Below are 26,221 nucleotides of genomic sequence, written 5' to 3'. Positions count from 1 at the left end.
GTCAGGGCAACGTAAGAATGTCCGCCCCGGTCTCCGTCACCACCAGCGTGTGCTCGAACTGCGCCGTCCGCTTCCGGTCCTTCGTGACCACGGTCCAGCCGTCGTCCCACATGTCGTACTCGTGCGTGCCCAGCGTCAGCATCGGCTCGATCGTGAACGTCATGCCCGGCTGCATGACGGTCGTGTGGTGCGGCGAGTCGTAGTGCGGAATGATCAGCCCGGAGTGGAAGGACGAGTTGATGCCGTGCCCCGTGAAGTCCCGGACGACGCCGTAGCCGAAGCGCTTGGCGTACGACTCGATGACCCGGCCGATGACGTTGACCTGGCGGCCCGGCTTGACCGCCTTGATCGCCCGGTTCAGGGACTCCCGGGTGCGCTCGACGAGCAGCCGGGACTCCTCGTCGACGTCACCGCAGAGGTAGGTGGCGTTGTTGTCGCCGTGGACGCCATTGATGTACGCGGTCACGTCCAGGTTCACGATGTCGCCGTCCTTCAGGACGGTCGAGTCGGGGATGCCGTGGCAGATGACCTCGTTGACCGACGAACACAGCGACTTCGGGAAGCCGCGGTAGCCGAGCGTGGAGGGGTAGGCGCCGTGGTCGCACATGTACTCGTGGGCGACCCGGTCCAGCTCGTCCGTGGTCACGCCCGGCGCGATGAGCTTGGCGGCCTCCTCCATCGCCTGCGCGGCGATGCGGCCGGCGATCCGCATCCGCTCGATCGTGTCGGCGTCCTGCACCTCGGGCCCCGAGTACGGGGTGGGCGCGGGCTTGCCGACGTACTCGGGGCGGCGGATGGACCCCGGAACGGAACGGTGGGGGGACAGCTCCCCCGGTACGAGAAGCGACTGGCCAGACATGTCAGCGAGTCTAACGACCGCGTCTGGGGCAGCATGATGACGGAGGAAGGAGCCGAGGATGGCCCTGTTCAAGAAGCGCACGGTCGGCAAGCCGGGCGAGTGGTTCTACTGCCTGGAGCACAAGAAGGTAGAGGAGGGCCCCGAGTGTCCGGCGAAGGACCGTTTCGGCCCCTACGCCAGCCGTGAGGAGGCCGCCCACGCCATGCAGACGGCGCAGGACCGGAACCTGGAGTGGGACACCGACCCGAAGTGGCACGACCGGGCCGGCAAGGACGAGTCCGCCGAGTAGGACCTGACCGGCGGTTCACGGCCGGGTCCGCCAGGCACGCCCCGGCGCGCTAGGCGCCGGGGAAGCGCGCCGTCGCCAGGACGTTCCCGTCCGGGCCGAGCAGCCTCGCGCCGGTCACCGTCGCCGGATCGGCGCCGGCCGGCGCGCCCCAGTACCCGTAGCCGTTCCTGAGCGGGAACGAGCCCACCGGGACCGTCGACCCGTCGGAGTGGACGAGCACACAGCGGACCGGCCCGGCGCCCGCCCCGTCCAGGTCGACGGACATGTACACCCAGCCGCCGCCGCCCGGGTGTGCCCAGATCCGGCCGACCTCGTGGCCGCCGGCCGCCGTCCCGGACACCAGCGCCGCCTCCACGAGCCCCGTCCGCTGCGACACCGGCGCCGGCGCGCCCTCGACGACCGCCGAGCCGACCGCCCACCCGCCGAACCCGCAGGCCACCGCCGCGGCCGCGCCGGCCGCCGCGAGCCGCAGCCGGTGCCGGCGGGGCTTCCGTACGGGCGCCGCGCCCAGCGCCCGCACCACCCGGGACTCGAAACCGACCGGTGGCTCGGCGCCCGGCAGCAGCGCGAGCAGCCCGTCGCCGACGGCCGTCAGCCGCTCGACGTGCTCACGGCACTCGGGACAGCGGTCCAGATGCGCGACGGCCTCGGCCCGCTCGCGGGCCGGCAGGACCCCGAGCGCCAGCTCGGCGGCCAGCTCCCGCAGCCGCTCGCACTCCATGCCGCTCATGCCGTCGCCGCCGTACATGCCGCTGCCGCCGTTCATGCCGTTCATGCCGCCCACCGCCGTCACCTCCCCTCCGCCGGTTCGAGCAGCGCCCGCACCTTGATCGTCCCGGTCCGGATCCGGGTCTTCGCCGTGCCCAGCGGCACGCCCTCGGCCTCCGCGATCTCGCGCGCCGTCATCCCGTAGATCCCGGCCATCACCAGCGCCCGCGCCTGCTCCCGGGGCAGCTCCGCCACCGCCCGCCGGACCCGCTCCGCGCTGTCGTCGGCGAGCGCCCGCCGCTCGGGCGTCTCGGTCATGGCGCCGAGCAGCGTCTCCAGGTCCTCCGGGGCCACCGGGCTCGCGCGCCGGGCCCGTACCGCGTCGATCGCCAGGTTGTGCGCGATCGTCGTCAGCCAGGCCCGTACGGAACCGCGCCGCGGGTCGTAGACCTGCGCGTGCCGCCAGGCCCGTTCGAAGGTCTGCTGGGCGACGTCCTCGGCGAGCTGGGGGTCGCCGACGACGGCCACGGCCACACCGAAGACCGTGCGCTGGAAACGGCGCACGAAGGCGACCGCGAGTTCGGGGTCGCCCGTCGTCAGACCGGTGAGCAGTGCCTCGTCGGGTACCCGCCCGAGAGAAAGGGCCATGCGCCACATGCCAGGAATACGTTCCGCCGCCCGGAAGGGATTGCGCTCTGCCCCCTGGCACTCATTGTCCGCCCGCGACGCCCCCGAAGCCCCCGGGCGCGATCCCGGGACGCGACCCGCGCGACGCGATCCCCCGTGACGCAATCCCTCGCCCCGGCAGCTCCGTATCCCCTTTCGGGGACGATCTGGAGGACAGACTCATGGCAACCGTACGAACCAGCAAGCGCCTGGTGCTCGGCGTGGCCGCCGGCGGACTGACCGCCCTGCTCGCCGCCTGCGGCGGCAGCGACAACGGCAACGGGGGCGGCAGCACCACCCCGCCGCCCCCGCCGAAGTCCGGCACCTCGGCGACCCAGGTCACGGCGGAGCTGTCCGACTTCCACATCAAGCTCTCGACGGAGAAGTTCCAGCCCGGCAGCTACACCTTCACCGCGAAGAACACGGGCAAGGTCGAGCACGCCCTGGTGGTCGAGGGCAGCGGCGGCGAGAGCGACGAGCACCGCAGCCAGAACGTCTCGCCCGGCGAGTCCACCACTCTCACCGTGACGCTGAAGTCCGGCAAGTACGAGGTCTACTGCCCGGTCGACGGACACAAGGACCTCGGCATGAAGACCGACATCACGGTCGGCGGAGCCCCGGCCGCGAACAACCCGTCGAGCCCCTCGAACGACAACCAGTCCCCGGGCACCGGCTACTGAGCCCGTCATGACCACGAACGGAGCGGCCGCGCGGCTCGTCCTGCGCCTGGCCGGAGCGGGCCTGACGGCGGCCATGGCCGCGATCCACCTGCGGCTGTGGGCCGAGGGCTACCAGAACCTCGCCACCATCGGCCCGCTCTTCCTGCTCAACGGCATCGTCGGCATCCTGCTCGCCGTGGCGCTGCTCGTCACGCCCGAACGCTGGCTCGGGCCCGTCGCCGCCGTCACCGCGCTGTTCACGGCCGGCACCCTCGGCGCGCTGTTCCTGAGTCTCACCACGGGCCTGTTCGGCTTCGAGGAGTCGATCGGCGCGGAGCTGGTCCGCCCGACCCTCTACGTCGAGACGGCGGGCGCGGCGGTCCTGACCACCCTGGCGGTGGCCTCCCTCAGCCATCACCACCATCAGCCTCGCCCTCGCCCTCACCATGACCCCGAGGACGGTCGGCGGACCCGCTAGGCCGCGGTGACCGCCTCCTGCTGTGCCCTGCGCGCCAGCGCGTCCTCGTCCGTCGCGGCGTCGTACGCGAGCAGCTTCGGCAGCGCCAGGCACAGCAGTCCCACCGAGGCCACGCAGGCGAGACCGCCCGACCAGATCGCCGGACGGGTGCCGGTCCAGCCGGCCAGCGTGCCCGCCCGGACCTGGCCGAGCTGCGGGCCCACGCCGTACGAGATGAGCTCGATGCCCGCGAGCCGGCCGCGCAGCTCCTCCGGGATGGTCTGGTTCCAGATGGTGGAGCGTCCCAGTCCGCTCAGCATGTCGCCCGCGCCCGCGACGGCGAGGCACAGCAGCACCAGCCACACGTTCCCGAACCAGCCGGCCGCCGCGATCGCCGCGCCCCACACCGTCGCCCCGGCCACCACCAGCAGCCCGTGCCGCCGCAGCTTCGAGGTCCAGCCGCTGGTCAGGCCGAGGACGAGCGAGCCGACCGAACCGGCCGCGTACATCAGGCCCAGCGACCACTCCGCGTCCAGCTCGGCCGCGAGGAACGGGAAGATCGTGTTCGGGAACGCGAAGAACATCGCGGCCAGGTCGATCGCGTACGTGCCGAGCAGCACCGGCCGCGACCACGCGTACCGCGCGCCCTCCGCGATCCCGCGCAGCGAGGGCCTGTCGGCGTCGTGCGCGGCCGGCGCGGGCGAGAGCCCCCGGCACAGCAGCACGGACACCACGTAGCCGACCACGGTCACCCCGTACGCGGCGGCGTGCCCCGCGCAGGCCACGACCAGGCCCGCGAGCGCCGGGCCCGCGATGGAGCCGATCTGCCAGCGCAGCCCGTTCAGGGCGGCGGCCGCCGTCTGCTGCTCGTGCGGCACGATCCGGGAGAGCAGCGAGTCGAGCGCCGGCCGCTGCAGCCCGGACAGGGCGGAGACGCCGGCGGCGACCACGTACAGCGGCCAGAGCATGGGGTCCGGCAGCAGGGCGTTCAGCAGGAGCAGCAGGGCGAGCAGGCCGAGCCCGGCCTCCGTCGCCACGATCACCCTGCGCCGGTCGACGGCGTCGGCGAGCGCCCCGCCGTACAGCCCGAACACCACCAGCGGGACGAGCTCCACCGCGCCCATCGCGCCGACGGCGAGCGGCGAGCCGGTCAGGTCCGCGATCTGCAGCGGCAGCGCGACCAGCGCCATGAAGCTCGCGAAGACGGTGACGGTCCCCTGGACCCAGAGCAGCCGGAAGTCGCGGGAGGAGCGCCAGGGGGCCAGATCGGGCAGGAGACGTTTCACCAGGGTCACGACAGGCCATGGTCGGGAGCCCGCCCGCCCGCGGGCAACCGAATTAACCCCCGGACCGAGCGCCGGGGGCCGGGGTCACCAGCGGGGCGGCGGGGGCGCCGTCAGCCGGTCCGCGAGCCGGGACAGCCGGTCGCGGAAGCGCAGCCGGCCCCGGGGTGCGGGCGGCAGGCAGTTCTCGCCGGCCGCCGCGCTGACCAGGTGCTGCACCGTGTCCAGGTCGACCCCCGCGTCCGCCGCCACCGTCAGCGTCTCGTGCGCCAGACCGCCCAGCTCCGGGGCGCCGCCGTCCAGGGACAGCACCGTCGCCCCCGCCCGGCGGGCGTCGTGGACCCGCTCCAGCAGCCCCGCCTCCGGCCGCGACGGCGCCACCATCAGCAGCGTCGCCCCGCGCCCCGCCGACTCGATCCGGCCGAGCCCGACCGCCAGGTGCGGCGGGTCGCCGGGCCGCGCACGGTGCCGTACGAGGGTGGGCGCGAGCTCCGGGCGGCCGGACCAGGCGGACTCGTCCACCAGGTGCGCGGCCAGGTGCCACGGCTCGTACTCCGCCGTGCCGACCAGGAGCAGCCCACCGCCGTGCGACACGACCGAGGAGCGGAGCGAACCGGCGAAGCGGCGGGCGGCCGCCGGCCACTCCGTACCGGCGAGCACTTCGCGCAGCAGCGCGACACGTACGGCGTCCATGGCCCCGGATCGTGCCCCGCCCCGCACGGCCCCGCGAGCGGTTCGGCGCGGACTCACCCGGACGGGTTCCGCCGGCCCGACCGGCCAGTAATGTCGAGGCCATGACTTCCTCCACCACTTCCAGCCCGGCACCCAAGGACCCGTGGGACCTCCCCGACGTCTCCGGGCTCGTCGTCGGCGTCCTCGGCGGCACCGGCGACCAGGGCCGCGGCCTCGCCTACCGGCTCGCCAAGGCCGGCCAGCAGGTGATCATCGGCTCCCGCGCCGCCGACCGCGCCCAGGCCGCGGCCGCCGAGCTCGGCCTCGGCGTCGAGGGCGCCGACAACGCCGAGTGCGCCCGGCGCAGCGACGTCGTGATCGTCGCCGTGCCCTGGGACGGCCACGCCAAGACCCTGGAGTCGCTGCGCGAGGAACTGGCCGGCAAGCTCGTCGTCGACTGCGTGAACCCGCTCGGCTTCGACAAGAAGGGCGCCTACGCGCTCAAGCCGGAGGAGGGCTCGGCCGCCGAGCAGGCCGCCGCGCTGCTGCCCGGGTCGCGGGTCACCGCCGCCTTCCACCACCTGTCGGCGGTCCTCCTGCAGGACGCCTCGATCGCCGAGATCGACACCGACGTGATGGTCCTCGGCGAGGCGCGGGCCGACGTGGAGATCGTCCAGGCCCTGGCCGGCCGCATCCCCGGCATGCGCGGCGTCTTCGCCGGCCGGCTGCGCAACGCCCACCAGGTCGAGTCGCTCGTCGCCAACCTGATCTCGGTGAACCGCCGCTACAAGGCCCACGCGGGCCTGCGCGTCACCGACGTCTGAGCCGAGCGCCGAGCCGGTCCCGGGCGCCGGACGGGCATGGGGGACACTGGACGGGCACATCGCCCGTAACCGGACAGGAGCCGACCCCCATGCCCCGCCTCGCCCTCTACGCCCTGGTCGTCTGCGCGCTCGCCGTCGCCGCGGCGGTCGTCTCCTTCGCCCAGGGCAGCTTCCTCGGCATCGTCTGGGTGCTGCTGGCCGGCCTCTCCTCCAACATGGCCTGGTACTACATCAAGCGCGGCCGCACCCAGCACCAGGGCTAGACCTCGCAGAAGTCCGGGGCCGACTCCCAGAAGCGGTAGAGCGTCGAGCCGCAGTAGCGGGACAGCTCCGGCACGCCCAGCGCCTGCAGCAGCGCGTCGATCCCGTCGAAGAACGCGTTGTTGAGCGCCGGGATGAACAGCAGCGCGATCACGACGAAGAAGCCGTAGGGCGCGTACGGCTCGATCTGCCGCTTGAAGTTGTACGACAGCCAGGGCTCGACCACGCCGTAGCCGTCCAGGCCCGGCACCGGGAGCAGGTTCAGGAGCGCCGCCGTGACCTGGAGGAACGCCAGGAACGCGAGCGCGTACTGGAAGGCGCGCGGCACCCCGTCGAGGGCGTGCAGCCAGAACGGGGCCGTGCAGACGACGGCGAACAGGACGTTCGCCAGCGGGCCCGCGGCCGAGATGAGGCTGTGCTTCCAGCGGCCGTGCACCCGGCTGCGGTCGATGAAGACGGCGCCGCCGGGCAGGCCGATGCCGCCGAGCATCACGAAGAGCACCGGCAGGACGATGCTCAGCACGGCGTGGGTGTACGCGAGCGGGTTGAGCGTCAGATAGCCGCGGGCGCCCACGGTGATGTCGCCGCCGTGCAGGGCGGTGCGGGCGTGCGCGTACTCGTGCAGACAGAGCGAGACGACCCACGCCGAGGTCACGAAGAGGAAGACCGCGAGCCCCGTGGAGGTGGCGAAGCCGGTCCACACGGCCCAGCCGGTGACGGCCATGACCGCGAGGATCGCCAGGAAGACGGGGCTGATCCGCCGCTCGTCGTGGCGATGGGTGGTCGTGGACATGCCTGCTCCCGGGATGAGGGTCCGTGGTGACGGTCCGCGGTGACGGTCTGTTGTGTGCGGGAAACGTACCGGGCGGGCGCGCGGGTTCCTGACGCGGGTCCCGGCGGCGGCTGACGATTCCTCACGGAGAATGGGCCCGTGCGCTACTCCGTCCTCGGCCCGACGCGGGCCCACACGTCAGAAGGCACCGCCGTCGCTCCCGGCGGCCCGCGGGTGCGCGCGCTGCTCACCGTGCTCGCGCTGCGCGCCGGACGGGCGGTGCCGGTGGGCGTGCTCGTCGACGAGGTGTGGGGCGCCGAACCGCCGGCCGACGCCGTGGCCGCGCTCCAGGCCCTGGTGGGGCGGCTGCGCCGGGCCCTCGGCCACGACCGGGTGCTCTCCGCGGACGGCGGCTACCGGCTCGCCGCCGAGCCCGACGACGTCGACGCGCACCGCTTCGTACGGCTCGCCGCCGAGGGCGCACGGGAACTCGACGCGGGCCGGCCGGCGCGCGCGGCCGGACTCCTCGACGAGGCGCTCGCGCTGTGGAAGGGCCCGGCCCTCGCCGACCTGCCCGACCGGGAGGCCGAGGCCGCCCGCTGGGAGGCCCGCCGGCTCGACGCCCGCCGGGGCAGGCTCGCGGCCGCGCTCGCGCTGGGCGAGGCCGCCGCGGTGCTGCCCGAACTGGACGCGCTGTGCGCCGCCCACCCGCTGGACGAGCCGCTGCAGGCCCTGCGGATCCGGGCGCTGCGCGACACGGGGCGGCCGTCCGAGGCGCTGGCCGCGTACGAGGAGGTGCGGCGCGGGCTCGCCGAGCGGCTCGGCGCCGACCCGGCGCCCGAACTGCGGGACCTGCACGCCGGGTTGCTGGCCACGCCGACGGCCACGCCCGCCCGTCGCGGCGGCGGGCCCGCGGCCGGCAATCTGCGCGCCCGGCTCACCAGCTTCGTCGGCCGCGAGGACGACATCTCCGCGCTCCAGGACGGCCTGCGCACCCATCGCCTGGTCACCCTCCTCGGCCCCGGCGGCGCCGGGAAGACCCGCCTCTCGCAGGAGGCCGCGGAGCGCGCCGCCCAACGCGCCGCCGGACGTGAGCTGTGGCCCGACGGCGTCTGGCTCGTCGAACTGGCCCCGGTCACCGACCCGGAGGCCGTCACCGAGGCCGTCCTCACCGCCCTCGGCGCCCGCGAGACCGTACTGCGCGGCGCCGGCGCCGACGAACTCCGCTTCGGCGAGGACCAGGACCGCACCGGCCGCCTCGTCGAGCACTGCGCGGGCCGCCGGCTGCTGCTCCTCCTCGACAACTGCGAGCACGTCGTGGGCGCCGCCGCCGAGCTGGCCGAGGTCCTCCTCGCCCGCTGCCCCGGCGTCACCGTCCTCGCGACCAGCCGCGAACCCCTCGGCGTCCCCGGCGAGGTCCTGCACCCCGTCGGCCCGCTGCCGGAGGAGACGGCGGTCCGGCTGTTCGCGGAACGCGGCGCCGCCGTGCGCCCCGGCTTCCTGGTCGCCGACGACCCGGAGGCGGCCGCGGAGATCGTCCGCCGTCTCGACGGCCTCCCGCTGGCGATCGAACTCGCGGCCGCCCGGCTGCGGATGCTCACGCCGCGCCAGATCGCCGACCGCCTCGACGACCGCTTCCGCCTCCTCACCTCGGGCGCGCGGACGGTGCTGCCGCGCCAGCAGACCCTCCGCGCGGTCGTCGACTGGTCCTGGGACCTGCTGGACGAGCCCGAACGAGCGGTCCTGCGCCGCCTGGCGGTCTTCACCGGCGGCTGCGACCTGGAGGCGGCGGAGGCGGTCTGCGGCGAACCACCGTCCGCGCCGGGCCCGCGGGGCCCGCGCACGCCCGCTCCCGGTGACGTGCTCGACCTGCTCGGTTCGCTCGTCGACAAGTCGCTCGTCGTCGCCACCCAGGCGGCCGCCTCGCCGGGCGACGGCGGCGCCGGCATGCGCTACCGGCTGCTGGAGACCGTCGCCGAGTACGCCTCCGAACGCCTCGACGAGGCGGGCGACCGGGCGGCCGCCGAGCGGCGGCACCTCACCCACTACCGGGAGCTGGCGCGGCTGACCGATCCCGAGCTGCGCGGCGGGCGGCAGGTGGCCGCCGTGAACCGGTTCGGGCTGGAGTACGGCAACCTGCGGACCGCGCTGCGGACCGCCGTACGGCTGCGGGACGAGCACGAGGGGCTCGTCCTCGTGCACGCGCTGCTCTGGTACTGGAACATGCGGGACCTGCGCACCGACGCGCTGCAGTGGGCCGAGGCGGTGTCGGCGCTCGGGCCCGACCCGTTCGGGCCGTCGGCGGCTCCCGTCGTACCGCTGTACGAGTCGATCACGGCCGCCCCGCCGCCGCTCAGCGAGGAGCAGCTGTGGGAGGCCAGGCGCGGGGTGCGGATGATCGAACTGCTCAACATGGACCACGAGACCGGGCGGTGGACGAGTCCGCAGGGTGTGGCGCGGCTGCGGCGGATCACCGAGGTGTACGCGCCGGGGCTGCCGCAGACCTGCCGGCTGCCCGGCTCCTTCACCGTCTTCGCCGTCCTCCTCATCGGCGAACCCGGCCGGATGGGCGAGGCCCTGGAGGCCCATGTGGCGGCCTGCCGCCGCTACGGCTACGACTGGGAGCTCGGCAACGCCCTCCAGCTGCGCGCCAACATGCTGGCCAACCGCTCCGACCTGGCCCAGCAGGCCGCCGCGGACGCCGAGGAGAGCCTGGAGATCTTCGTCCGCCTCGGCGACGCCTGGGGCGCGGCCGAGGCGCTGTCCTCGCGGGCCGAGGCACGCGAGCGACGGCTGGAGTTCGAGGGCGCCGCCGAGGACTTCGAGGCCGCCATCGGCTACGCGCAGCGGATCGGCGCCCAGTCGCAGATGGCGCTGCTGCGCGCCCGCTACGCCGACATGCTCATCGAGACCGGCCGGCGCGAGGAGGCGGAGCGCATCCTGCGGGAGGTCGTGGAGGGCGGGCACGGGCGCGGCCACGAGCCGATGCTCGCGGCCCGGATCTTCCTGGCGCTGCTGCTCGGCCGCACCGGCCGTACGGACGAGGCCCGCGTCCATCTGCTGCGGCTGCTCGACGAGTTCCGCTCCGAGACCTACTCCATCTTCGAGGGCTTCACCCTCGGCAGCCTGGGCTGGATCGACAACCTGGACGGGCGGTACGCCTCGGCCTTCGAGCTGTCCCGGCGCGCGTACATGCGCTCCCTCGGGGCGCTGTCGATGATGGTCGCCCCGCAGATGCCGGCGATCCACCTGGTCACCGCCGCCTGGGCGCTCGCCGGGCCCGGCGACCCGAAGCTGGCCCGGACCGCGGCCGTACTGCTCGGCGCGTACGAGGGGCTGCTCCCGCCCGGTCATCTGCCGCCGCCGATGGAGCGGGAGAACCGGGCGCGGGCGACCGGGCTGACCCGGGCCGTGCTCGGCGACGACGCCGTCTTCGAGGCCGCGTACGCCGAGGGCGACGGCCTCTCCCTGGAGGAGGCCGCCGCCCTGCTCGAACGCGCCGACGCGATCTGAGGCGCGCCGAGTCTTTCCCCCGCGTCGGCGGGTCAGGTCTTCTTGCGGAACTTGGCGACCGCGAGCGGCGCCGTGACCACGGTGATGGCCACCGCCCAGCCGAGCGTCATCCACACCGAGTGGGCGATCGGGCCGCCGTTGATCAGGCCGCGAGCGGCGTCGGCGAGATTGGACAGCGGGTTGTAGTCGGTGAAGGACTGCAGCCAGCCGGGCATCGTCGTCGGCGGTGCGAAGATCGAGGATCCGAACTGCAGCGGCATCAGGACGAGCATGGCCACTCCCTGGACGGCCTGGGCCGTCTTCATGGTGAGTCCCAGCAGGATGAAGATCCACATCAGCGAGGCGCCGAAGACCATCGACAGGCCGACGGCCGCGAAGAGGTCGAGGACCGAGGTCTTGATCTCCAGGCCGAGCAGGAAGCCCATGCCGAGCAGGATCGCGGTGGCGACCAGCATGCGGCCGACCTCGACGACGATCTTCGCGATGAGGACCGAGGAGCGGGCGATCGGCATGGTCCGGAACCGGTCCATGACGCCCTTCTTGAAGTCGTCGTTGATGCCGGTGCCGACGGCCATCGCGATGTTCATGCCCATCATCGCCATCAGGCCGGGAACGACGTAGTTCACGTACGCGTCGTTGTTGCCCTTGCCGGCGATCGCGCCGCCGAAGACGTACACGAACAGCAGGATGAAGATGATCGGCATCAGGACCGCGTCGAACATCGACTCCGGGTCCTGCTTGATCTGCAGCGCGTTGCGCCGGACGAGGGCACCGATGTGGCGGAGGTTGGCCCGCAGACCGATCCGGCCGTCGGTGGTGGCGGGCCGCTTCACCGGGGCCGGCGCGGGGGCGGACGTACGGGTGGCCGTGGTCGTGCTCATGCGGCGACCTCCTCGTGGATCGGGTCGGAAGCAGTCGTCTTCTGGCCGGTGATGGCGAGGAACACCTCGTCCAGGCTGGGCAGATGGGTGCCGATGTGGGCGATGCCGAAGCCGCGGGCGCCGAACAGGCCCACGACCGCGGTCAGCTGGCTGTCGCTGAGGATCGGCACGTACAGCAGGCCCTCGTCGGGCACGACGGTCGCGCCGGCCACCCCGTCGAGCCCCGACTCGCGCAGCGCCGCGGCCATCGCGGTCAGGTCGGCCGGGTCGGCCGGGCGGACCTGGAGGGTGCGGCCGCCGACCTTCGCCTTGAGCTCGTCGACACCGCCCCGGGCGATGACCCGGCCGCGGTCGATGACGGTCAGCTCGCTCGCGAGCTGCTCCGCCTCCTCCATGTACTGGGTGGTGAGCAGTACGGTCGCGCCCTCGGCGACCATCCGCTGGACCTCGTCCCACACCTCGTTGCGGGTGCGCGGGTCGAGACCGGTGGTGGGCTCGTCCAGGTAGAGCACGGCGGGCCGGCCGATCATGGAGGCGGCCAGGTCGAGCCGGCGCCGCATGCCGCCGGAGTAGTTCATGGCCGGGCGCTTGGCGGCCTCGGTGAGCGAGAAGCGTTCGAGCAGCTCGTCGGCGCGGGCGCGGGCGTCCTTGCGGGAGAGGTCGAGCAGTCGCCCGATCATGTAGAGGTTCTCCCAGCCGGACAGCTTCTCGTCGACCGAGGCGTACTGGCCGGTGAGGCCGATGGTGCGGCGCAGCTGGCGGGGCTGGCGCACCACGTCGTAGCCGGCCACGGTGGCGGTCCCGGCGTCCGGGACGATCAGGGTGGACAGGCAGCGGACGAGGGTGGTCTTGCCGGCGCCGTTGGGGCCGAGGACCCCGAGCACCGTGCCCTCGCGGACGTCCAGGTCGACCCCGTCGAGGGCCTTGGTGTCGCCGAAGTGCTTCACGAGGCCCCGTACCTCGACGGCGTTGGTGTGTGATCGCGTCATGTCCACCATGGAACAGGCGCCCACCGACAGCGCACCGACAGCCGACCGACAGGGCCGCCTACAGCCACCGACAGCCGCCGGCGGTCACCGACAGCGGTGCCTGCGGACGGCGACAGCCCGCCGACGGGGGAAGGTCGGCGGGCTGCTCGGTGGTGCCGGTGGTGGTTAGTGGAAGGTGTGCTCCTCGGCGGGGAACGCCCCGCCGCTGACGTCCTCCGCGAAGGCCCGGGCGGCGTCGCCCAGGGTCTCGCGCAGGTTGGCGTACTGCTTGGTGAAGCGCGGCACCTTGCCGCCGGTCAGACCGGCCATGTCGGTCCAGACGAGGACCTGGGCGTCCGTGCCGGCGCCGGCGCCGATGCCGATGGTGGGGATGTGCAGGGAGCGGGTCACCTCGGCGGCCAGTTCGGCCGGGACCAGCTCCAGGACGACGGCGAAGGCGCCCGCGTCCTGGGCCGCCTTGGCGTCGCGCAGCAGCTTGTGCGCGGCCTCGTCGCTGCGGCCCTGCACCCGGTAGCCCATGGTGTTGACGGACTGCGGGGTCAGGCCGAGGTGGGACATGACCGGGATGCCGGCCTGGACGAGCAGTTCGGTCTGCGGCAGCGAGCGCTCGCCGCCCTCCAGCTTGATCGCGCCGACGCCGGCGTCCTTGACCAGCCGGGTGGCGTTGCGCAGGGCCTGGACGGGCCCCTCCTGGTACGAGCCGAAGGGCAGGTCGCCGACGACGAGGGCGCGCCTGGTGCCCCGTACGACGGCGGCGGAGAGCAGCGTCATCTCGTCCATCGTGACGGGCACGGTGGTGTCGTAGCCGAGGTGACAGTTGCCCATGGAGTCGCCGACGAGGATCACCGGGATGCCGGCCTCGTCGAAGACGGAGGCGGTCATCGCGTCGTAGGCGGTGAGCATGGGCCACTTCTCGCCGCGGACCTTGGCGGCGGCGATGTCGTGGACGGTGATGCGGCGGGTGCCCTTCCCCCCGTACAGCGCCTTGCTGCTGTCGGCGGGCGGTTTCTGGGCAGCCTGAAGCGTCATGGTGAACGGCTCCTCTGTGTCATCTCGAGGCGCCCTGTGGCGTCCCCGGACCACATCCATGGTGGCACTCCGCCGGGCTGACGGGGAAGTCGGGCGCGGGAGCGGGCGAGTGGCGCTGTTCACACCCCCGCAACGTAAAGAGTCCGTAACCCTTTCCGATACGAGACGGTCTCGTATCGTAATAGGGCTAGGGTGGGGAACATGTCTCAGCCGTCACCTGTTTCCGCCGCCCCGGACGGCCCGGGCGCGCCCCGTGTCCCGGAGGCCGTGCACCGCCGTCGCTGGGCGATCCTCGGCGTGCTCATGCTCAGCCTGCTGATCGTCGTCCTCGACAACTCGATCCTGAACGTCGCCGTCAAGACCATCGCCAGCCCCGCCCCCACCGGCATCGGCGCCACCCAGAGCGAGCTGGAGTGGGCCATCAACTCCTACACGCTCGTCTTCGCCGGCCTGCTCTTCACCTCCGGCCTGCTCGGCGACCGGCTCGGCCGCAAGAAGATCCTGCTCTTCGGCATCGTCGTCTTCGGTATCGGCTCCGCGCTCGCCGCCCACTCCGGCTCGCCGGGCGAGCTCATCGCCTACCGCGCCGTGATGGGCTTCGGCGCCGCGTTCGTCATGCCGGCCACGCTCGCCGTGCTCATGAACGTCTTCGAGCGCGAGGAGCAGCCCAAGGCCATCGGCATATGGGCCGGCGGCGTCGGCCTCGCCATCGCCATCGGCCCGATCACCGGCGGCCTGCTCCTGGAGCACTTCTGGTGGGGCTCGATCTTCCTGGTCAACGTGCCGATCGGGCTGCTCGCCCTCGCCCTCATGGTGTGGCTGGTCCCCGACTCCAAGGACCCCAAGCCGGGCCGCATCGACCTCCCTGGTGTGCTGCTCTCGGTCCTCGGCCTCGTCCTGCTCGTGTACGGCATCATCCGCGGCGGCGAGCTGGCCAGCTTCACCGACGTCAGTGTGCTCGCCCCGGCGCTCGCCGGCCTCGCCGTCCTGGCCCTCTTCGTCGCGTACGAGAAGCGCAGCAAGCACCCGGCGCTCGACATCTCGTACTTCCGCAAGCCCGCCTTCTCGGCCGCCGTCGCCGCCATCGCGCTGACCTTCTTCGCCCTCATGGGCGTGACCTTCTTCTCCGCGTTCTACCTGCAGAGCGTCCGCGGCTACAGCGCCCTGCAGTCCGGCCTGCTGATCCTGCCGCTCGCCGTCGCCCAGATGGTGTTCGCGCCCCGGGCCCGGCTCGTCGTCGAGCGGTTCGGCGCGAAGGCGGTGTGCACCGCGGGCATGCTCGCCGTCGCCGTCGGCCTGGGCTCCTTCGCCTTCTTCGGGGCCGACAGCCCGATCTGGGTCCTGGAGGTCGTCTTCTTCCTCCAGGGCGCGGGCATGGCGCACATCATGACCCCGGTCACCGTCGCCGTGATGCAGACGCTGCCCCGGGAGAAGGCCGGCTCCGGTTCCGCCATCAACAACACCTTCCGGCAGGTCGGCGGCGCGCTCGGCGTGGCCGTCCTCGGCTCCGTCCTGTCCACCACGTACCGCGGCGAGATCGAGAAGCACCTCGGCGCGCTCCCGGCGGGCGTCCGCGACGCGGCCGGCGAGTCCATCGAGGCCACCCTCGCCGTCGCCGAGAATCTCGGCCCGGCCGGCCGCGGCCTCGTCGCCCCCGCGTACGACGCCTTCCTCGACGCCATGCACATCACCGCCATCGGCTCCGCCTCCGTCGCCGTCCTCGGCGCGATCGTCGTCGCCGTCTTCCTCCCGGGCCGCCCGCCGGCCGCCCCGGACGCGGAGGCGGTCGTTCCGGGCAGCCGCGCGGAGGCGGGAGAATCAGTACCGAGGTAACCGGCAGAGGCGCAACAGGAGAGGCGGAACGGACGTGTCCCAGGCCGAGGCCCAGACCCAGTCGCCGTGCGGAGGCACCGCACGGCGCGGGCGGCCCCGCAGCGAGGCGGCGGACCAGGCGATCCTGGACGCGGTGATCGGACTCCTGGAGAGCGGGGTCCCGCTCACCGACCTGTCCATCGAGAAGATCGCCCGCACCGCCGGTGTCGGCAAGGCGACCATCTACCGCCGCTGGACCGGCAAGGAGGAGCTCCTCATCGACCTCATCCGGTCCGTCGAGCCCCCGGACCCGGTGCTGCCCGGCACCTCGGTCCGGGAGGACCTCGTCACCATGCTGGAGGCGATGCGGCGGCGCGGCCTGGTCAAGCGGAGCTCGGCGCTGCTGTACAACGTGTTCTCGCAGATGCAGATGTATCCCAAGCTGTGGGACGCCTACCAGCAGACCGTCATCGAGCCGCGCCGCCAGATGATCGCGGACGCCGTCCGGAGCGGCATGGCGCGCGGCGAGCTCCGCACCGACCTCGACGTGGAGCTCGTCAACGACCTGTTCATCGGCCCCCTGCTGACCCGCACGGTCATCCGGCCCGGCGCCGCCCTGGAGCCGGGCCTCGCCGAACAGATCGTCGACGCCGTCCTGGAGGGCCTGCGCCCCGCCGCGTGACGCCAAGGGGGCCTCTTGCCCCCGTCTCGGCCGTCTCGTACGAATGTGCGCGTTCTGTCACAGCCGTCCGCCCCGCGCCACCTGCAGGAACCCGCCACGGGCGTGTGTCGTCCCTCGATGCGTACGACCGACCCGGAATCGCCTAGTGTCGGAAACCGGGTCGCACGGCAAGGCAGTGAGGACGACAGTGATGACGCGGGTGGACATGACGGGGACCGAGCACGGCGGAACGCCGGACGAGCAGGGTTCCGCGGTCCGCCCCGGCTCCCGGCCCGGCCTCGGCGGCAGACTCGCCAGACTCCGCGGCGACCGCGGGATCTGGCGGCGCGGCATCCTCCTCGCCCTGTGCGCCGTGCTGCTCACGCTCCTGATGGGCTTTCACTCCGACGTGCCCAACCGGATCGGCAACCTCGGCAGCCTCGGCGAGACCTTCCTGCCCTGGTTCGGCCTCTGCGTGCCGCTGCTCCTGGTCCTGGCCCTGCTGCGCCGTTCCGCGACCGCGCTGATCGCGCTGGTGCTCCCGGCCGTGGTCTGGCTCAACCTCTTCGGCGGCCTGGTCGTCGACAAGGCGCAGGCCGGCGGCGACCTCACCGTCGTGTCGCACAACGTGAACGCCGACAACCCGGACCCCGAGGGCACGGCCCGTCAGATGGCCGCCTCCGGTGCGGACGTGGTGGCCCTGGAGGAGCTCAAGGGCGACATGGTCCCGGTGTACGAGCGCGGCCTGGCCGGCACGTACAAGTACCACTCCGTCCAGGGCACCGTCGGCCTGTGGAGCAAGTACCCGCTGCGCGGCGCCCAGCCGGTCGACATCCGGCTCGGCTGGACCCGCGCGATGCGCGCCACCGTCGCCGCCCCGGCGGGCGAGGTCGCCGTCTACGTCGCCCATCTGCCCTCGGTACGGGTCAAGATGAACGCCGGCTTCACCGCCAACCAGCGCGACGCCAGCGCGGGCGCCCTCGGCGAGGCCATCTCGCGCGACCCGCACCGGCGGATCGTCCTGCTCGGCGACCTCAACGGCACCATGAACGACCGCGCCCTGAACGGCGTCACGGCCCAGCTCCGCTCCACCCAGGGCGCGGCCGGCGACGGCTTCGGCTTCAGCTGGCCGGCCGCGTTCCCGATGGCCCGGATCGACCAGATCCTGGTGCGCGGGGTCGAGCCGATGTCGTCGTGGACGCTGCCGGAGACGAACAGCGACCACCTCCCGGTGGCCGCCCGCGTCAAGCTCTGAGAGGCCTCAGGAACGGGTCTCCCGCCACCGGTTGGTGATCGGCAGCCGGCGGTCCTTGCCGAAGCCCTTCGCGGAGATCTTCGTGCCCGGCGGGTACTGGCGCCGCTTGTACTCCGCGATGTCGACCATCCGCAGGGTGCGGGTGACCAGCTCCTCGTCGAAGCCCGCCGCCACGATGGCCTCCTTGCCGCGGTCCCGGTCGACGTACAGCTCCAGGAGCCGGTCCAGGACGTCGTAGTCCGGCAGCGAGTCCGTGTCGACCTGGCCCGGGCGCAGTTCGGCGCTCGGCGGCTTGGTGATCGTGTTCTCCGGGATCGGCGGGGTCTGGCCGCGCTCCTCGGCGGCCCGGTTGCGCCAGCGGGCCAGCCGGAAGATGTCGGTCTTGTAGACGTCCTTGATGGGGCCGTACGCGCCGACGGAGTCGCCGTACAGCGTCGAGTAACCCACCGCCAGTTCGGACTTGTTGCCGGGGGCGAGGACGATGTGGCCCTCCTCGTTGGAGAGCGCCATCAGGAGCGTGCCGCGCAGCCGGGACTGGAGGTTCTCCTCGGCGAGCCCGGTCAGGGCGGTCGCGCCCATGTAGGCGTCGAACATCGGCTCGATCGACACCGTACGGAAGTTGAGGCCGGTGCGCCGGGCCAGCTCGGCGGCGTCGTGGCGCGAGTGGTCGGAGGAGTACCTGGACGGCATCGAGACCCCGTACACGTTCCGCGCGCCGAGCGCGTCGCAGGCGATGGCGGCGACGAGCGCCGAGTCGATGCCGCCGGACAGGCCGATGAGGACGGACGAGAAGCCGTTCTTGTTCACGTACGCCCGCAGGCCCACGACGAGCGCCGAGTAGACCTCCTCGTCGTCGTCGAGCCGGTCCGCGTAACCGCCGGTGACCTCCGGCTCGTACGCGGGCAGCGGATCGGCGGAGAGCACGACCCGGTCGACCCGCAGCCCGTCGTCGATGACGCTGCCCGGCCCGGGCGCACCGGGATCGGCGGCCGGCAGCTCCAGGTCGAGGACGACGCTGCCCTCGGTGAACTGCGGGGCGCGAGCGATCACCTCGCCCGCCGCGTCCACGACGATCGAGTCGCCGTCGAAGACCAGCTCGTCCTGACCGCCCATCATGGCCACGTACGCCGTGGTGCAGCCGGCCTCCTGGGCCCGCTTGCGGACCAGTTCGAGCCGGGTGTCGTCCTTGTTCCGCTCGTACGGCGAGGCGTTGATCGAGAGCAGCAGCCCGGCGCGGGCGGTGCGGGTGGCCGGCACGCGGCCGCCCTCCTGCCACAGGTCCTCGCAGATGGCGAGGGCCACGTCGACGCCGTGCACGCGGACGACGGGCAGGGTGTCGCCCTGCACGAAGTAGCGGTACTCGTCGAAGACCCCGTAGTTGGGCAGGTGGTGCTTGGCGAACCGGAGCACCACCTCGCCGCGGTGCAGCACCGCCGCCGCGTTCTCGGGCGACCCGGCGGGCCGCCCGAGCCGGGACACGGCCCGCTCGGAGCGGTCCAGGTAGCCGAGGACGACGGGCAGCTCGCCGAGCCCCTCGTCGGCGAGCCGCCGGGCCAGGCCCCGCAGGGCGTCCCGGGAGGCTTCGACGAACGAGGAGCGCAGCGCCAGGTCCTCGACCGGATAGCCGGTGAGGACCATCTCGGGGAACGCGACGAGGTGCGCACCCTGTTCGGCGGCGTGCCGGGTCCAGAGGACGACGGCCTCGGCGTTCCCGGTGAGATCGCCGACGGTGGAGTCGATCTGATTCAGAGCGAGGCGTAGTTGAGGCACCCGCTCAGTTTATCGTCAATCCGACGCTATGTCGTGCGTCCGCGAGAATCCGCTTACGGGGTCCGGTATCCCAGGACGGTCATCATCCCGGACTCCGAGTGGTAGACGTTGTGGCAGTGGATCATCCACAGGCCCGGGTTGTCGGCGTCGAACTCGATCGCCAGGGTCTGCCGCGGGAGCACCACCGCCGTGTCCTTCCGCACTCCGTTCGCCAGGGCGAAGGTGTGGCCGTGCAGGTGCAGCGGGTGCCACATGTCCGTGGTGTTGGTGAACTCCATCCGGACCCGTTCGCCCGCCCGCACGCCGAAGCGCCGCGCCGGGTCGTACGGCGTGCCGTCGAAGGCCCAGTCGTACTTCATCATCCCGCCGGTGAGCTTCGAGGTGATCGTCCGGTCGGGCTTCCGCGCCGCCAGGGCCGAGCCGGGCGCCGGCCTCAGCCTGTCGGCCGTCGTCACCCGCCCGTCCAGCTCCCTGGGCCGTACGGAGGCGGCCGGGGCGGCGCCCTTTCCCGTACGCAGCACCGCGAGCCCCGTCGCCCGCTTGCCCTCGGCGAGCGCGGTGAGCGGGAAGACGCCGTCCTTGACGGTGACCAGCACGTCGTACCGCTCGCCCATGCCCAGCAGCAGCGCGTCGGTCCGCGTGTGGACGACCGGGAAGCCGTCGGTGTGCGTCACGGTCATCTCGTGGCCGCCGAGCGCGACGCGGAAGGCGGTGTCGCCGCCCGCGTTGACGAAGCGGATCCGGACCCGGTCGCCGGGCCTGGCCCGGAACTCGCTCGGGGCGTCCGGGACCCGGCCGTTGACCAGGTAGTGCGGGTAGGCCACATCGCCCGCGTCGCCGCCGAGGAGCTCGCTGACGGCGCCCATCATCATGCGCGAGGGACCGGCGGAGGGGGCCGTGCTGCCGGGCATGGAGTGGTCCATCCCCGGCATGGAGCCCATGTCGTGGCCCATGCCGCCCATGCCCGCGCGGAGTTCGGCGAGCACCGCGTCGGGCGTCGAACCGTCCACCCCGTCGACCCAGTCGTCCAGGACGACGACCCACTCCTCGTCGTACGCGAGCGGCTCCTTCGGGTCCTCGACGATCAGCGGCGCGTACAGTCCGCGGTCCTGCTGGACGCCCGAGTGCGGGTGGAACCAGTACGTGCCCGGGTGCGGGACCTTGAAGCGGTAGGCGAACTCGCCGCCCGCCCTGATCTCCGGCTGGGTGAGGCCCGGGACGCCGTCCATGTCGTTGCGCAGCGCGAGACCGTGCCAGTGCAGCGAGGTCGGCTGCGGCAGATGGTTGGCGAGGGTGAGGGCCAGGGTGTCGCCCGCGGTGACCCGCACCTCCCTGCCGGGCAGGGAGTCCCCGTACGCCCACGACCGCACCGTCCGGCCCGCGCCGAGGTCCAGGGTGGTGGGCGTGGCGGTCAGCCGGACGTCGCGGACCCGGCCGCCGCCGGGCCGCATCCGCTCGGCGGCGCCGACCTCGGTGCCGGTGGGGGAGACGTAACCCGCGCCGCCCTTGGCCGGGGCGGGCGTGTCGGAACAGGCGGCGAGCAGGCCGGTGCCGGCGAGGCCGAGCCCGGCGCCCAGGACGGAACGGCGGTTGAACTGCGGAGACATGACGAAGACACCTCTCGGGGGAGGAGGGAGGGAACGGGAACGCGTCTGCTGCCCGTTCCTCCTAGATCCGCAGTACCGCCACCCGGTCGAGAACCGTTATCGGCACGGGAGGCGCACGGCGCCCCGCGCGCCACCCCACTCCGGCCGCACGCAGCCGGGCCCACCCGGTTCGCCGCGCCCGGCGCAGAGCCGCCCCGCCCAGCACGACGACCAGCGCGCCGAGCACGGCGAGACAGACGGCGAGGGGGCCGCCGGAGTCGCCGGAGCGATGGGCCGGGGCGTCGGGGCCGGTGTGCTGACCGACGCGGCCGTGGACCGCCGTCGTCATCGACGTCGTGGACGTCATCCCGGTCATCGGCGCCGCCTGCGCCGCCGCGGCACCGTGCCCCGGGGGCTCATGTCCCAGCGTGTGCATCGTCACCAGGCCGAGCAGCAGCGCCGCGAGCAGCAGCAGCCGCTCCGCGCCCCTCCGCGCCCGCCTGGTCTCCGACATACCGGGCAGCATACCCCCGCCCCGTATGGCAGACCGCCCGGACGCGGTGGTCCGGGCGGTCTCGATTCACGAGAGTTTCACGCGACGGGGATCAGGCGTAGACGTTCGCGCAGAACTCCTTCAGCTGCTCGTCCGTCAGGTGCCTGGCCAGATCGGCCTCACTGATCATGCCGACCAGCCGCTTGTCGTTGTCGATGACGGGCAGCCGCCGGATCTGGTGGCCCTCCATCTCCGTCAGGACCTCGTCGACGTCCGCGTCGGTCTTGATCCAGCGAGGGGTGCCCTTGGCCATGTCCCCACAGGTGACCTGTGCGGGGTCGTGGCCCAGCGCCACACAGCCGACCACTATGTCGCGGTCCGTGATGATCCCGCAGAGCCGTTCGTTCGCGTCGGCGACGGGCAGCGCGCCGACGTTTTCGTTGCGCATCATCTGGGCGGCGCGGTCGAGCGTCTCGTGTTCCGGGATCCACTTGGCCCCGGGGTGCATGATGTCCTTCGCCGTGGTCATGGGGTGCGTGCCTTTCGTAGAACGTCGTCGTACCACCTGCGTACGGCCTTCGTACGTACGTCCCCGAGCACCCTCAATTGTCCCGGCGCGACGCGGCCCCCGCGACCGCAGCGGTCACGGGGGCCGTCGCGGCCGTCACGGAGAGCTACGCTCCGGCGCCGCGCGCCTTCAGCATGTCGGCCATCAGCTTGATCTCGGACGCCTGGGCGTCGACCATGCCCTGCGCCAGGTTCCGCTCGATGCCGGGCGCGCACTTCTCCACACAGCCCTGGGCCATGTGGATGCCGCCCTTGTGGTGCTCGGTCATCAGCTTCAGATAGAGCACCTCGGCGTCCCGGCCGGACGCCTTGCGCAGCTGGTCGAGTTCGGCGCGGGTGGCCATGCCCGGCATCAGCTCGCCGTCCTCGCCGCCCATGTCCATGCCGGGCATGTCACCCATGCCCATCCAGGTCATCGGCGCCACGCCGGACTGCACCTTCGGCAGCCCCCACATGTCCAGCCAGCCCAGCATCATGCCGCGCTGGTTGGCCTGCGTGTTGGCGATGTCGTAGGCGAGGCGGCGCACCTCCTCGTCCTTCGTCCGGTCGCGGACGATGAACGACATCTCGACGGCCTGCTGGTGATGGACCGCCATGTCACGGGCGAAACCGGCGTCCGCCGACTCGGCGGTGGGCGTCCGCGGCGCCTCGTCGCGGTTCGCCGAGGCGACGGTGACCGCGCCGCCGGCGAAGAGCACCGCGAGGGCGACGGCGGTGACGGACGCCCACTGCGTCCGGTTCAGCCTCACTGGCCCATCCCGGCGCCGCCCTGGCCGCTCGCGTCGATGCCACCGGTGCAGGCGGCGCCGGGCTCCGGGGTCTGCGGGCCGTTGACGTACTTGGTGAAGAAGGCGTCGACGCGCGGGTCGTCGGCCCCGTCCACGGTCACCTGCTTGCCCCAGGCGCTCAGCATGATCGCGCCGGACTGGTTGTCGATGGGGCTCATCAGCGAGTACGGGGTCTTCTTGACCTTGGCGCGCAGCTTGTCGAGGTCGCCCTGGGCGGCCTTCTTGTTGTACGTCACCCAGACGGCGCCGTGCTCCAGGGAGTGCACGGCGTTCACGTCGGCGACCGGCTTGTCGTAGACGTCGCCGTTGCAGTTCTGCCAGACCGGGTTGTGGTCGCCGCCGACCGGCGGGTTCATCGGGTACTTCACCGGGGTGGTGACGTGGTTCCGGCCGAGCTTCTTGGCGTCCCAGTCCTTCTCGCCCTTGATGGGGGCCTTGGCGGCGGCGGCCGCCTGGTCCTTCTCGTTGCTCTGCTTGTTGATCACCCAGCCGCCGAAGCCGACGAGGCCGAGCACGACGACGGCGGAGACACCGATCGTCAGGAAGCGGTTGCGGCGCTCACGGGCCTGCTCGGCGCGGCGCATCTCCTCTATTCGGGCGCGGCGTTCGGCGGTGGCGGTGCGGTTCGCGGCCATGTGGAATGTCGTCCTTCGTGAAGTATGAGAAAAAAGGTGTACGGAGGGGGAACGCGTCGGAAGAACCGGCGGCTTACGTCCGCAGTACTTGAAGGACGTGGAGGTCCGGCGCACGGGGCCGCGCGTCGGCGCGGGGCGCCTGGCCGGCGCGGTGCGGCACGCCGATGTGCGGGAGGCGGCCCGCCGCGTGCAGCGGCGGATCCATCGGCGGCGCGCTGAGCACCGCCGGCGAGAGGGCCGGGAAGAGCGAGCAGCCGCCGGGCTCGTACGGGCAGGCGTACCGGTCGCCCGTGATCCCGGTGGCCGCCTGCGCGGTCCGCGCGGCCGTGTGCCGGCCGTGCTGCTCCGGGTCGCCGGGTTCGGCGGTCACCGCGAGACAGAGGAAGAGCGCGCCGAGGAGCGTCGCCACGGCACTCGCCAGTGCCAGGGGACGCGCGTGTCGCGGCGGGCCGTCGAGCCGGGAGGCTCCCATGGGCGCAGATCGTAGTGGCAGAAGGGGCCCCGTGGGCCGAACGGGGTACGAAGCCGGCCGTCCCCCGTTACCTGAGTCACAGCCGAGCAGGCAGTATGGGTGTGCAACGTGAACGAAACCATGTGGTGGGATGCTCGGGTCCGGGAGCAGGCGGCCTGACCGGCGAGGATGGGTGTGGAAATGGACAAGCAGCAGGAATTTGTGCTCCGTACGCTCGAGGAGCGCGACATCCGCTTCGTGCGTCTGTGGTTCACCGACGTGCTCGGCTTCCTGAAGTCGGTCGCGGTCGCACCCGCCGAGCTGGAGCAGGCCTTCGACGAGGGCATCGGCTTCGACGGCTCCGCGATCGAGGGCTTCGCCCGGGTCTACGAGTCCGACATGATCGCCAAGCCGGACCCGGCCACCTTCCAGATCCTGCCCTGGCGCGCCGAGGCCCCGGGCACCGCCCGGATGTTCTGCGACATCCTGATGCCGGACGGCTCGCCGTCCTTCGCGGACCCGCGGTACGTCCTCAAGCGGGCCCTCGCCAAGACCTCGGACCTGGGCTTCACCTTCTACACCCACCCCGAGATCGAGTTCTTCCTGCTGAAGGACAAGCCGCTGGACGGCTCCCGGCCCACCCCGGCCGACGAGTCCGGCTACTTCGACCACACCCCGCAGAACGTGGGCATGGACTTCCGCCGCCAGGCCATCACCATGCTGGAGTCGATGGGCATCTCGGTGGAGTTCTCGCACCACGAGGGCGCGCCGGGCCAGCAGGAGATCGACCTGCGCTACGCGGACGCGCTCTCCACCGCGGACAACATCATGACCTTCCGCCTGGTCATGAAGCAGGTGGCCCTTGAGCAGGGCGTGCAGGCCACCTTCATGCCGAAGCCGTTCTCCGAGTTCCCGGGCTCCGGCATGCACACCCACCTCTCCCTCTTCGAGGGCGACCGGAACGCGTTCTACGAGTCGGGCGCCGAGTACCAGCTCTCCAAGGTGGGACGTTCCTTCATCGCCGGCCTGCTCAAGCACGCCGGCGAGATCTCGGCCGTCACGAACCAGTGGGTCAACTCGTACAAGCGCATCTGGGGCGGCTCCGGCCGCACCGCCGGCTCCGGCGGCGAGGCCCCGGCGTACATCTGCTGGGGCCACAACAACCGCTCCGCGCTGATCCGCGTGCCCATGTACAAGCCCGGCAAGATGGGCTCCTCCCGGGTCGAGGTCCGCTCCATCGACTCCGGTGCCAACCCGTACCTGACCTACGCCGTCCTCCTCGCCGCCGGCCTCAAGGGCATCGAGGAGGGCTACGAGCTCCCGGCCGGCGCCGACGACGACGTCTGGGCCCTCAGCGACGCCGAGCGCCGCGCGATGGGCATCGAGCCGCTGCCGCAGAACCTGGGCGAGGCGATCACCCTGATGGAGCGCAGCGAGCTGGTGGCGGAGACGCTCGGCGAGCACGTGTTCGACTTCTTCCTGCGCAACAAGAAGCAGGAGTGGGAGGAGTACCGCTCCGAGGTCACCGCCTTCGAGCTGCGGAAGAACCTGCCTGTGCTGTAGCGGGGCGGGCCGGAAAACCCCGTTGCGCCCCGCGTGCGGCGGGGCCGAGACTGCCGCCCGTGACCAACGCGAAGATCATCGAGACGGAGCGGCTGCTGCTCCAGCCGCTCTCCGTCGACGACGCCCGGCGCATCGTCGACGGCGCGCCCGCGCCCGGCGACCGCTGGGCCGAGGAGTACCCGACCCCGGGCGACGAGCGCAGCGCGCGCGGCTTCCTGAACGGGGTGGCCGAGCGCGGTGACCCGGGGGACTACCGGCCGTACGCGATACGGCTCCTGGCGGACGGCACCACCGTCGGCGGCATCGGCTTCCACGGCCCGCCGGACGCCGACGGCGTCGTGACCATCGGCTACGGCCTGGTGCCCGGCGCCCGCGGGCAGGGCTACGCCGCCGAGTCCCTGCGCGCCCTGATCGCCCGCGCCCGCGAGGCCGGCGCCACCGCGGTGCGCGGTGACGCCGACCTCGACAACATCCCCTCGCAGCGGGTGATGGAGGCCGCCGGGATGGCGTACGAGGGCGAGGACGAGAAGGTGCGGAACTACCGCCTGGTCTTCTGAGGCCCGTCCGGGGCCGTCACATCCGGGCGTACGCGCCGTCGACCGACACGGTCGGCGCGCCGCCCTGGCGGCGCAGCACCAGGCGCCAGGTGTCGTCGCCGAAGACCGTGCCCGGCGGGGCGACGGCGACGCCGGGAACGCACCGGTGCGCGACCGGGGCCGTGATCGTGTTCTCCACATGCCACCGGACGCTGACCAGGCGTCAGGTCCCCCTGGTCACG

Annotated in this window: 28 protein-coding genes; 11 read left to right on the top strand and 17 right to left on the bottom strand. The window is 72.7% G+C overall.

All coding sequences use genetic code 11. The features are described 5' to 3' along the window. Position 1: 1 nt before the first annotated feature. Positions 2-859: a type I methionyl aminopeptidase gene (gene map, locus ACWEV0_RS01265; RefSeq protein WP_453145343.1), complete on the bottom strand. Its 858-nt coding sequence runs from the start codon at positions 857-859 to the stop codon at positions 2-4. Between the two features lie 58 nt (positions 860-917). Here map and ACWEV0_RS01260 point away from each other — a divergent pair, with 58 nt between their 5' ends. Beyond that, the gene (locus tag ACWEV0_RS01260; RefSeq protein WP_453145341.1) at positions 918-1,148 is read left to right on the top strand and encodes a hypothetical protein; all 231 of its coding nucleotides are present in this window, start codon (positions 918-920) and stop codon (positions 1,146-1,148) included. 49 nt (positions 1,149-1,197) lie between these two features. On the opposite strand, the gene ACWEV0_RS01255 is transcribed toward ACWEV0_RS01260, so the two are convergent. Then, positions 1,198-1,923 carry a zf-HC2 domain-containing protein gene (locus tag ACWEV0_RS01255; RefSeq protein ID WP_453145339.1) on the bottom strand — a complete coding sequence of 242 codons (726 nt, stop codon included), beginning with the start codon at positions 1,921-1,923 and terminating at the stop codon, positions 1,198-1,200. Positions 1,924-1,937: 14 nt separating this feature from the next. After that, on the bottom strand, positions 1,938-2,513 hold the full coding sequence (locus ACWEV0_RS01250; protein ID WP_453145337.1) for an RNA polymerase sigma factor: 576 nt from the start codon (positions 2,511-2,513) through the stop codon (positions 1,938-1,940). Between the two features lie 191 nt (positions 2,514-2,704). Between ACWEV0_RS01250 and ACWEV0_RS01245 the strand changes: the two genes are divergently transcribed. Both ACWEV0_RS01245 and ACWEV0_RS01240 read left to right on the top strand, forming a co-directional pair. Beyond that, positions 2,705-3,202 carry a plastocyanin/azurin family copper-binding protein gene (locus tag ACWEV0_RS01245; protein ID WP_453145335.1) on the top strand — a complete coding sequence of 166 codons (498 nt, stop codon included), beginning with the start codon at positions 2,705-2,707 and terminating at the stop codon, positions 3,200-3,202. A gap of 7 nt (positions 3,203-3,209) precedes the next feature. Continuing rightward, a complete protein-coding gene (locus ACWEV0_RS01240) occupies positions 3,210-3,659 on the top strand; it encodes a hypothetical protein (protein ID WP_453145333.1) in 450 nt (149 codons plus the stop codon). Here ACWEV0_RS01240 and ACWEV0_RS01235 read toward each other — a convergent pair. Together ACWEV0_RS01235 and ACWEV0_RS01230 are read right to left on the bottom strand one after the other, a co-directional pair. After that, complete coding sequence (locus tag ACWEV0_RS01235) at positions 3,656-4,927, bottom strand: MFS transporter (RefSeq protein WP_453145543.1); 1,272 nt, start codon at positions 4,925-4,927, stop codon at positions 3,656-3,658. The two genes, ACWEV0_RS01240 and ACWEV0_RS01235, sit on opposite strands and share 4 nt — an antisense overlap. Positions 4,928-5,008: 81 nt before the next feature. Next, positions 5,009-5,614 (bottom strand): hypothetical protein, encoded by a 606-nt coding sequence (locus ACWEV0_RS01230; RefSeq protein WP_453145331.1) that lies wholly within the window; start codon positions 5,612-5,614, stop codon positions 5,009-5,011. Positions 5,615-5,715: 101 nt separating this feature from the next. Here ACWEV0_RS01230 and npdG point away from each other — a divergent pair, with 101 nt between their 5' ends. Continuing rightward, positions 5,716-6,417, top strand: a complete 702-nt coding sequence (gene npdG / locus ACWEV0_RS01225) for an NADPH-dependent F420 reductase (RefSeq protein ID WP_453145329.1) — start codon at positions 5,716-5,718, stop codon at positions 6,415-6,417. 89 nt (positions 6,418-6,506) lie between these two features. Next, entirely contained in the window at positions 6,507-6,680 is a 174-nt protein-coding gene (locus tag ACWEV0_RS01220; protein WP_451608709.1) for a hypothetical protein, read from the top strand. Here ACWEV0_RS01220 and ACWEV0_RS01215 read toward each other — a convergent pair. Then, positions 6,677-7,471, bottom strand: a complete 795-nt coding sequence (locus ACWEV0_RS01215; RefSeq protein WP_453145327.1) for a site-2 protease family protein — start codon at positions 7,469-7,471, stop codon at positions 6,677-6,679. The two genes, ACWEV0_RS01220 and ACWEV0_RS01215, sit on opposite strands and share 4 nt — an antisense overlap. A gap of 138 nt (positions 7,472-7,609) precedes the next feature. On the opposite strand from ACWEV0_RS01215, the gene ACWEV0_RS01210 reads away from it, so the two are divergent. Next, the gene (locus ACWEV0_RS01210; RefSeq protein ID WP_453145325.1) at positions 7,610-10,963 is read left to right on the top strand and encodes a BTAD domain-containing putative transcriptional regulator; all 3,354 of its coding nucleotides are present in this window, start codon (positions 7,610-7,612) and stop codon (positions 10,961-10,963) included. A 32-nt stretch (positions 10,964-10,995) separates the two neighbouring features. Here ACWEV0_RS01210 and ACWEV0_RS01205 read toward each other — a convergent pair whose 3' ends face one another. The 3 genes from ACWEV0_RS01205 to panB all read right to left on the bottom strand — a co-directional run bounded on the left by ACWEV0_RS01205 (position 10,996) and on the right by panB (position 13,862). After that, positions 10,996-11,844 carry an ABC transporter permease gene (locus ACWEV0_RS01205; RefSeq protein ID WP_453145323.1) on the bottom strand — a complete coding sequence of 283 codons (849 nt, stop codon included), beginning with the start codon at positions 11,842-11,844 and terminating at the stop codon, positions 10,996-10,998. Continuing rightward, the gene (locus tag ACWEV0_RS01200; protein WP_453145321.1) at positions 11,841-12,842 is read right to left on the bottom strand and encodes an ATP-binding cassette domain-containing protein; all 1,002 of its coding nucleotides are present in this window, start codon (positions 12,840-12,842) and stop codon (positions 11,841-11,843) included. Before ACWEV0_RS01200 ends, ACWEV0_RS01205 begins: the two co-directional genes overlap by 4 nt. A gap of 156 nt (positions 12,843-12,998) precedes the next feature. Beyond that, complete coding sequence (gene panB, locus ACWEV0_RS01195) at positions 12,999-13,862, bottom strand: 3-methyl-2-oxobutanoate hydroxymethyltransferase (protein ID WP_453145319.1); 864 nt, start codon at positions 13,860-13,862, stop codon at positions 12,999-13,001. A 201-nt stretch (positions 13,863-14,063) separates the two neighbouring features. On the opposite strand from panB, the gene ACWEV0_RS01190 reads away from it, so the two are divergent. The 3 genes from ACWEV0_RS01190 (at position 14,064) to ACWEV0_RS01180 (ending at position 17,590) form a co-directional block, all read left to right on the top strand. Then, the gene (locus ACWEV0_RS01190) at positions 14,064-15,695 is read left to right on the top strand and encodes an MFS transporter (RefSeq protein ID WP_453145317.1); all 1,632 of its coding nucleotides are present in this window, start codon (positions 14,064-14,066) and stop codon (positions 15,693-15,695) included. Between the two features lie 34 nt (positions 15,696-15,729). Then, positions 15,730-16,356: a TetR/AcrR family transcriptional regulator gene (locus ACWEV0_RS01185; protein WP_453145315.1), complete on the top strand. Its 627-nt coding sequence runs from the start codon at positions 15,730-15,732 to the stop codon at positions 16,354-16,356. A gap of 190 nt (positions 16,357-16,546) precedes the next feature. After that, positions 16,547-17,590 carry an endonuclease/exonuclease/phosphatase family protein gene (locus tag ACWEV0_RS01180; RefSeq protein WP_453145313.1) on the top strand — a complete coding sequence of 348 codons (1,044 nt, stop codon included), beginning with the start codon at positions 16,547-16,549 and terminating at the stop codon, positions 17,588-17,590. Positions 17,591-17,596: 6 nt separating this feature from the next. Here the strand turns inward: ACWEV0_RS01180 and ACWEV0_RS01175 are convergent, their stop codons facing one another. The 7 genes from ACWEV0_RS01175 to ACWEV0_RS01145 all read right to left on the bottom strand — a co-directional run bounded on the left by ACWEV0_RS01175 (position 17,597) and on the right by ACWEV0_RS01145 (position 23,901). Next, on the bottom strand, positions 17,597-19,360 hold the full coding sequence (locus ACWEV0_RS01175; RefSeq protein ID WP_453145311.1) for an NAD+ synthase: 1,764 nt from the start codon (positions 19,358-19,360) through the stop codon (positions 17,597-17,599). A gap of 53 nt (positions 19,361-19,413) precedes the next feature. Beyond that, positions 19,414-20,967 (bottom strand): multicopper oxidase family protein, encoded by a 1,554-nt coding sequence (locus tag ACWEV0_RS01170; protein WP_453145310.1) that lies wholly within the window; start codon positions 20,965-20,967, stop codon positions 19,414-19,416. Between the two features lie 61 nt (positions 20,968-21,028). Then, the gene (locus tag ACWEV0_RS01165) at positions 21,029-21,460 is read right to left on the bottom strand and encodes a DUF6153 family protein (protein ID WP_453145308.1); all 432 of its coding nucleotides are present in this window, start codon (positions 21,458-21,460) and stop codon (positions 21,029-21,031) included. A gap of 91 nt (positions 21,461-21,551) precedes the next feature. Continuing rightward, positions 21,552-21,968 carry a CBS domain-containing protein gene (locus ACWEV0_RS01160; RefSeq protein WP_453145306.1) on the bottom strand — a complete coding sequence of 139 codons (417 nt, stop codon included), beginning with the start codon at positions 21,966-21,968 and terminating at the stop codon, positions 21,552-21,554. A gap of 145 nt (positions 21,969-22,113) precedes the next feature. After that, positions 22,114-22,755, bottom strand: coding sequence for a DUF305 domain-containing protein (locus tag ACWEV0_RS01155; protein WP_453145304.1), 642 nt, complete (start codon positions 22,753-22,755; stop codon positions 22,114-22,116). Next, positions 22,752-23,429, bottom strand: a complete 678-nt coding sequence (locus ACWEV0_RS01150) for a DUF3105 domain-containing protein (protein WP_403793509.1) — start codon at positions 23,427-23,429, stop codon at positions 22,752-22,754. The genes ACWEV0_RS01155 and ACWEV0_RS01150 overlap by 4 nt, the downstream gene beginning before the upstream one ends. A gap of 73 nt (positions 23,430-23,502) precedes the next feature. Next, positions 23,503-23,901, bottom strand: coding sequence for a hypothetical protein (locus ACWEV0_RS01145; protein WP_453145302.1), 399 nt, complete (start codon positions 23,899-23,901; stop codon positions 23,503-23,505). A gap of 180 nt (positions 23,902-24,081) precedes the next feature. On the opposite strand from ACWEV0_RS01145, the gene ACWEV0_RS01140 reads away from it, so the two are divergent. Beyond that, complete coding sequence (locus tag ACWEV0_RS01140) at positions 24,082-25,443, top strand: glutamine synthetase family protein (RefSeq protein WP_403793512.1); 1,362 nt, start codon at positions 24,082-24,084, stop codon at positions 25,441-25,443. A gap of 59 nt (positions 25,444-25,502) precedes the next feature. Beyond that, on the top strand, positions 25,503-26,000 hold the full coding sequence (locus tag ACWEV0_RS01135) for a GNAT family N-acetyltransferase (RefSeq protein ID WP_453145300.1): 498 nt from the start codon (positions 25,503-25,505) through the stop codon (positions 25,998-26,000). A 16-nt stretch (positions 26,001-26,016) separates the two neighbouring features. On the opposite strand, the gene ACWEV0_RS01130 is transcribed toward ACWEV0_RS01135, so the two are convergent. After that, entirely contained in the window at positions 26,017-26,178 is a 162-nt protein-coding gene (locus ACWEV0_RS01130; protein ID WP_453145298.1) for a hypothetical protein, read from the bottom strand. Positions 26,179-26,221 lie beyond the last annotated feature (43 nt).

Source organism: Streptomyces sp. NPDC003943, from assembly GCF_053605265.1.
This window is presented reverse-complemented; position numbering and strand designations above follow the sequence as displayed.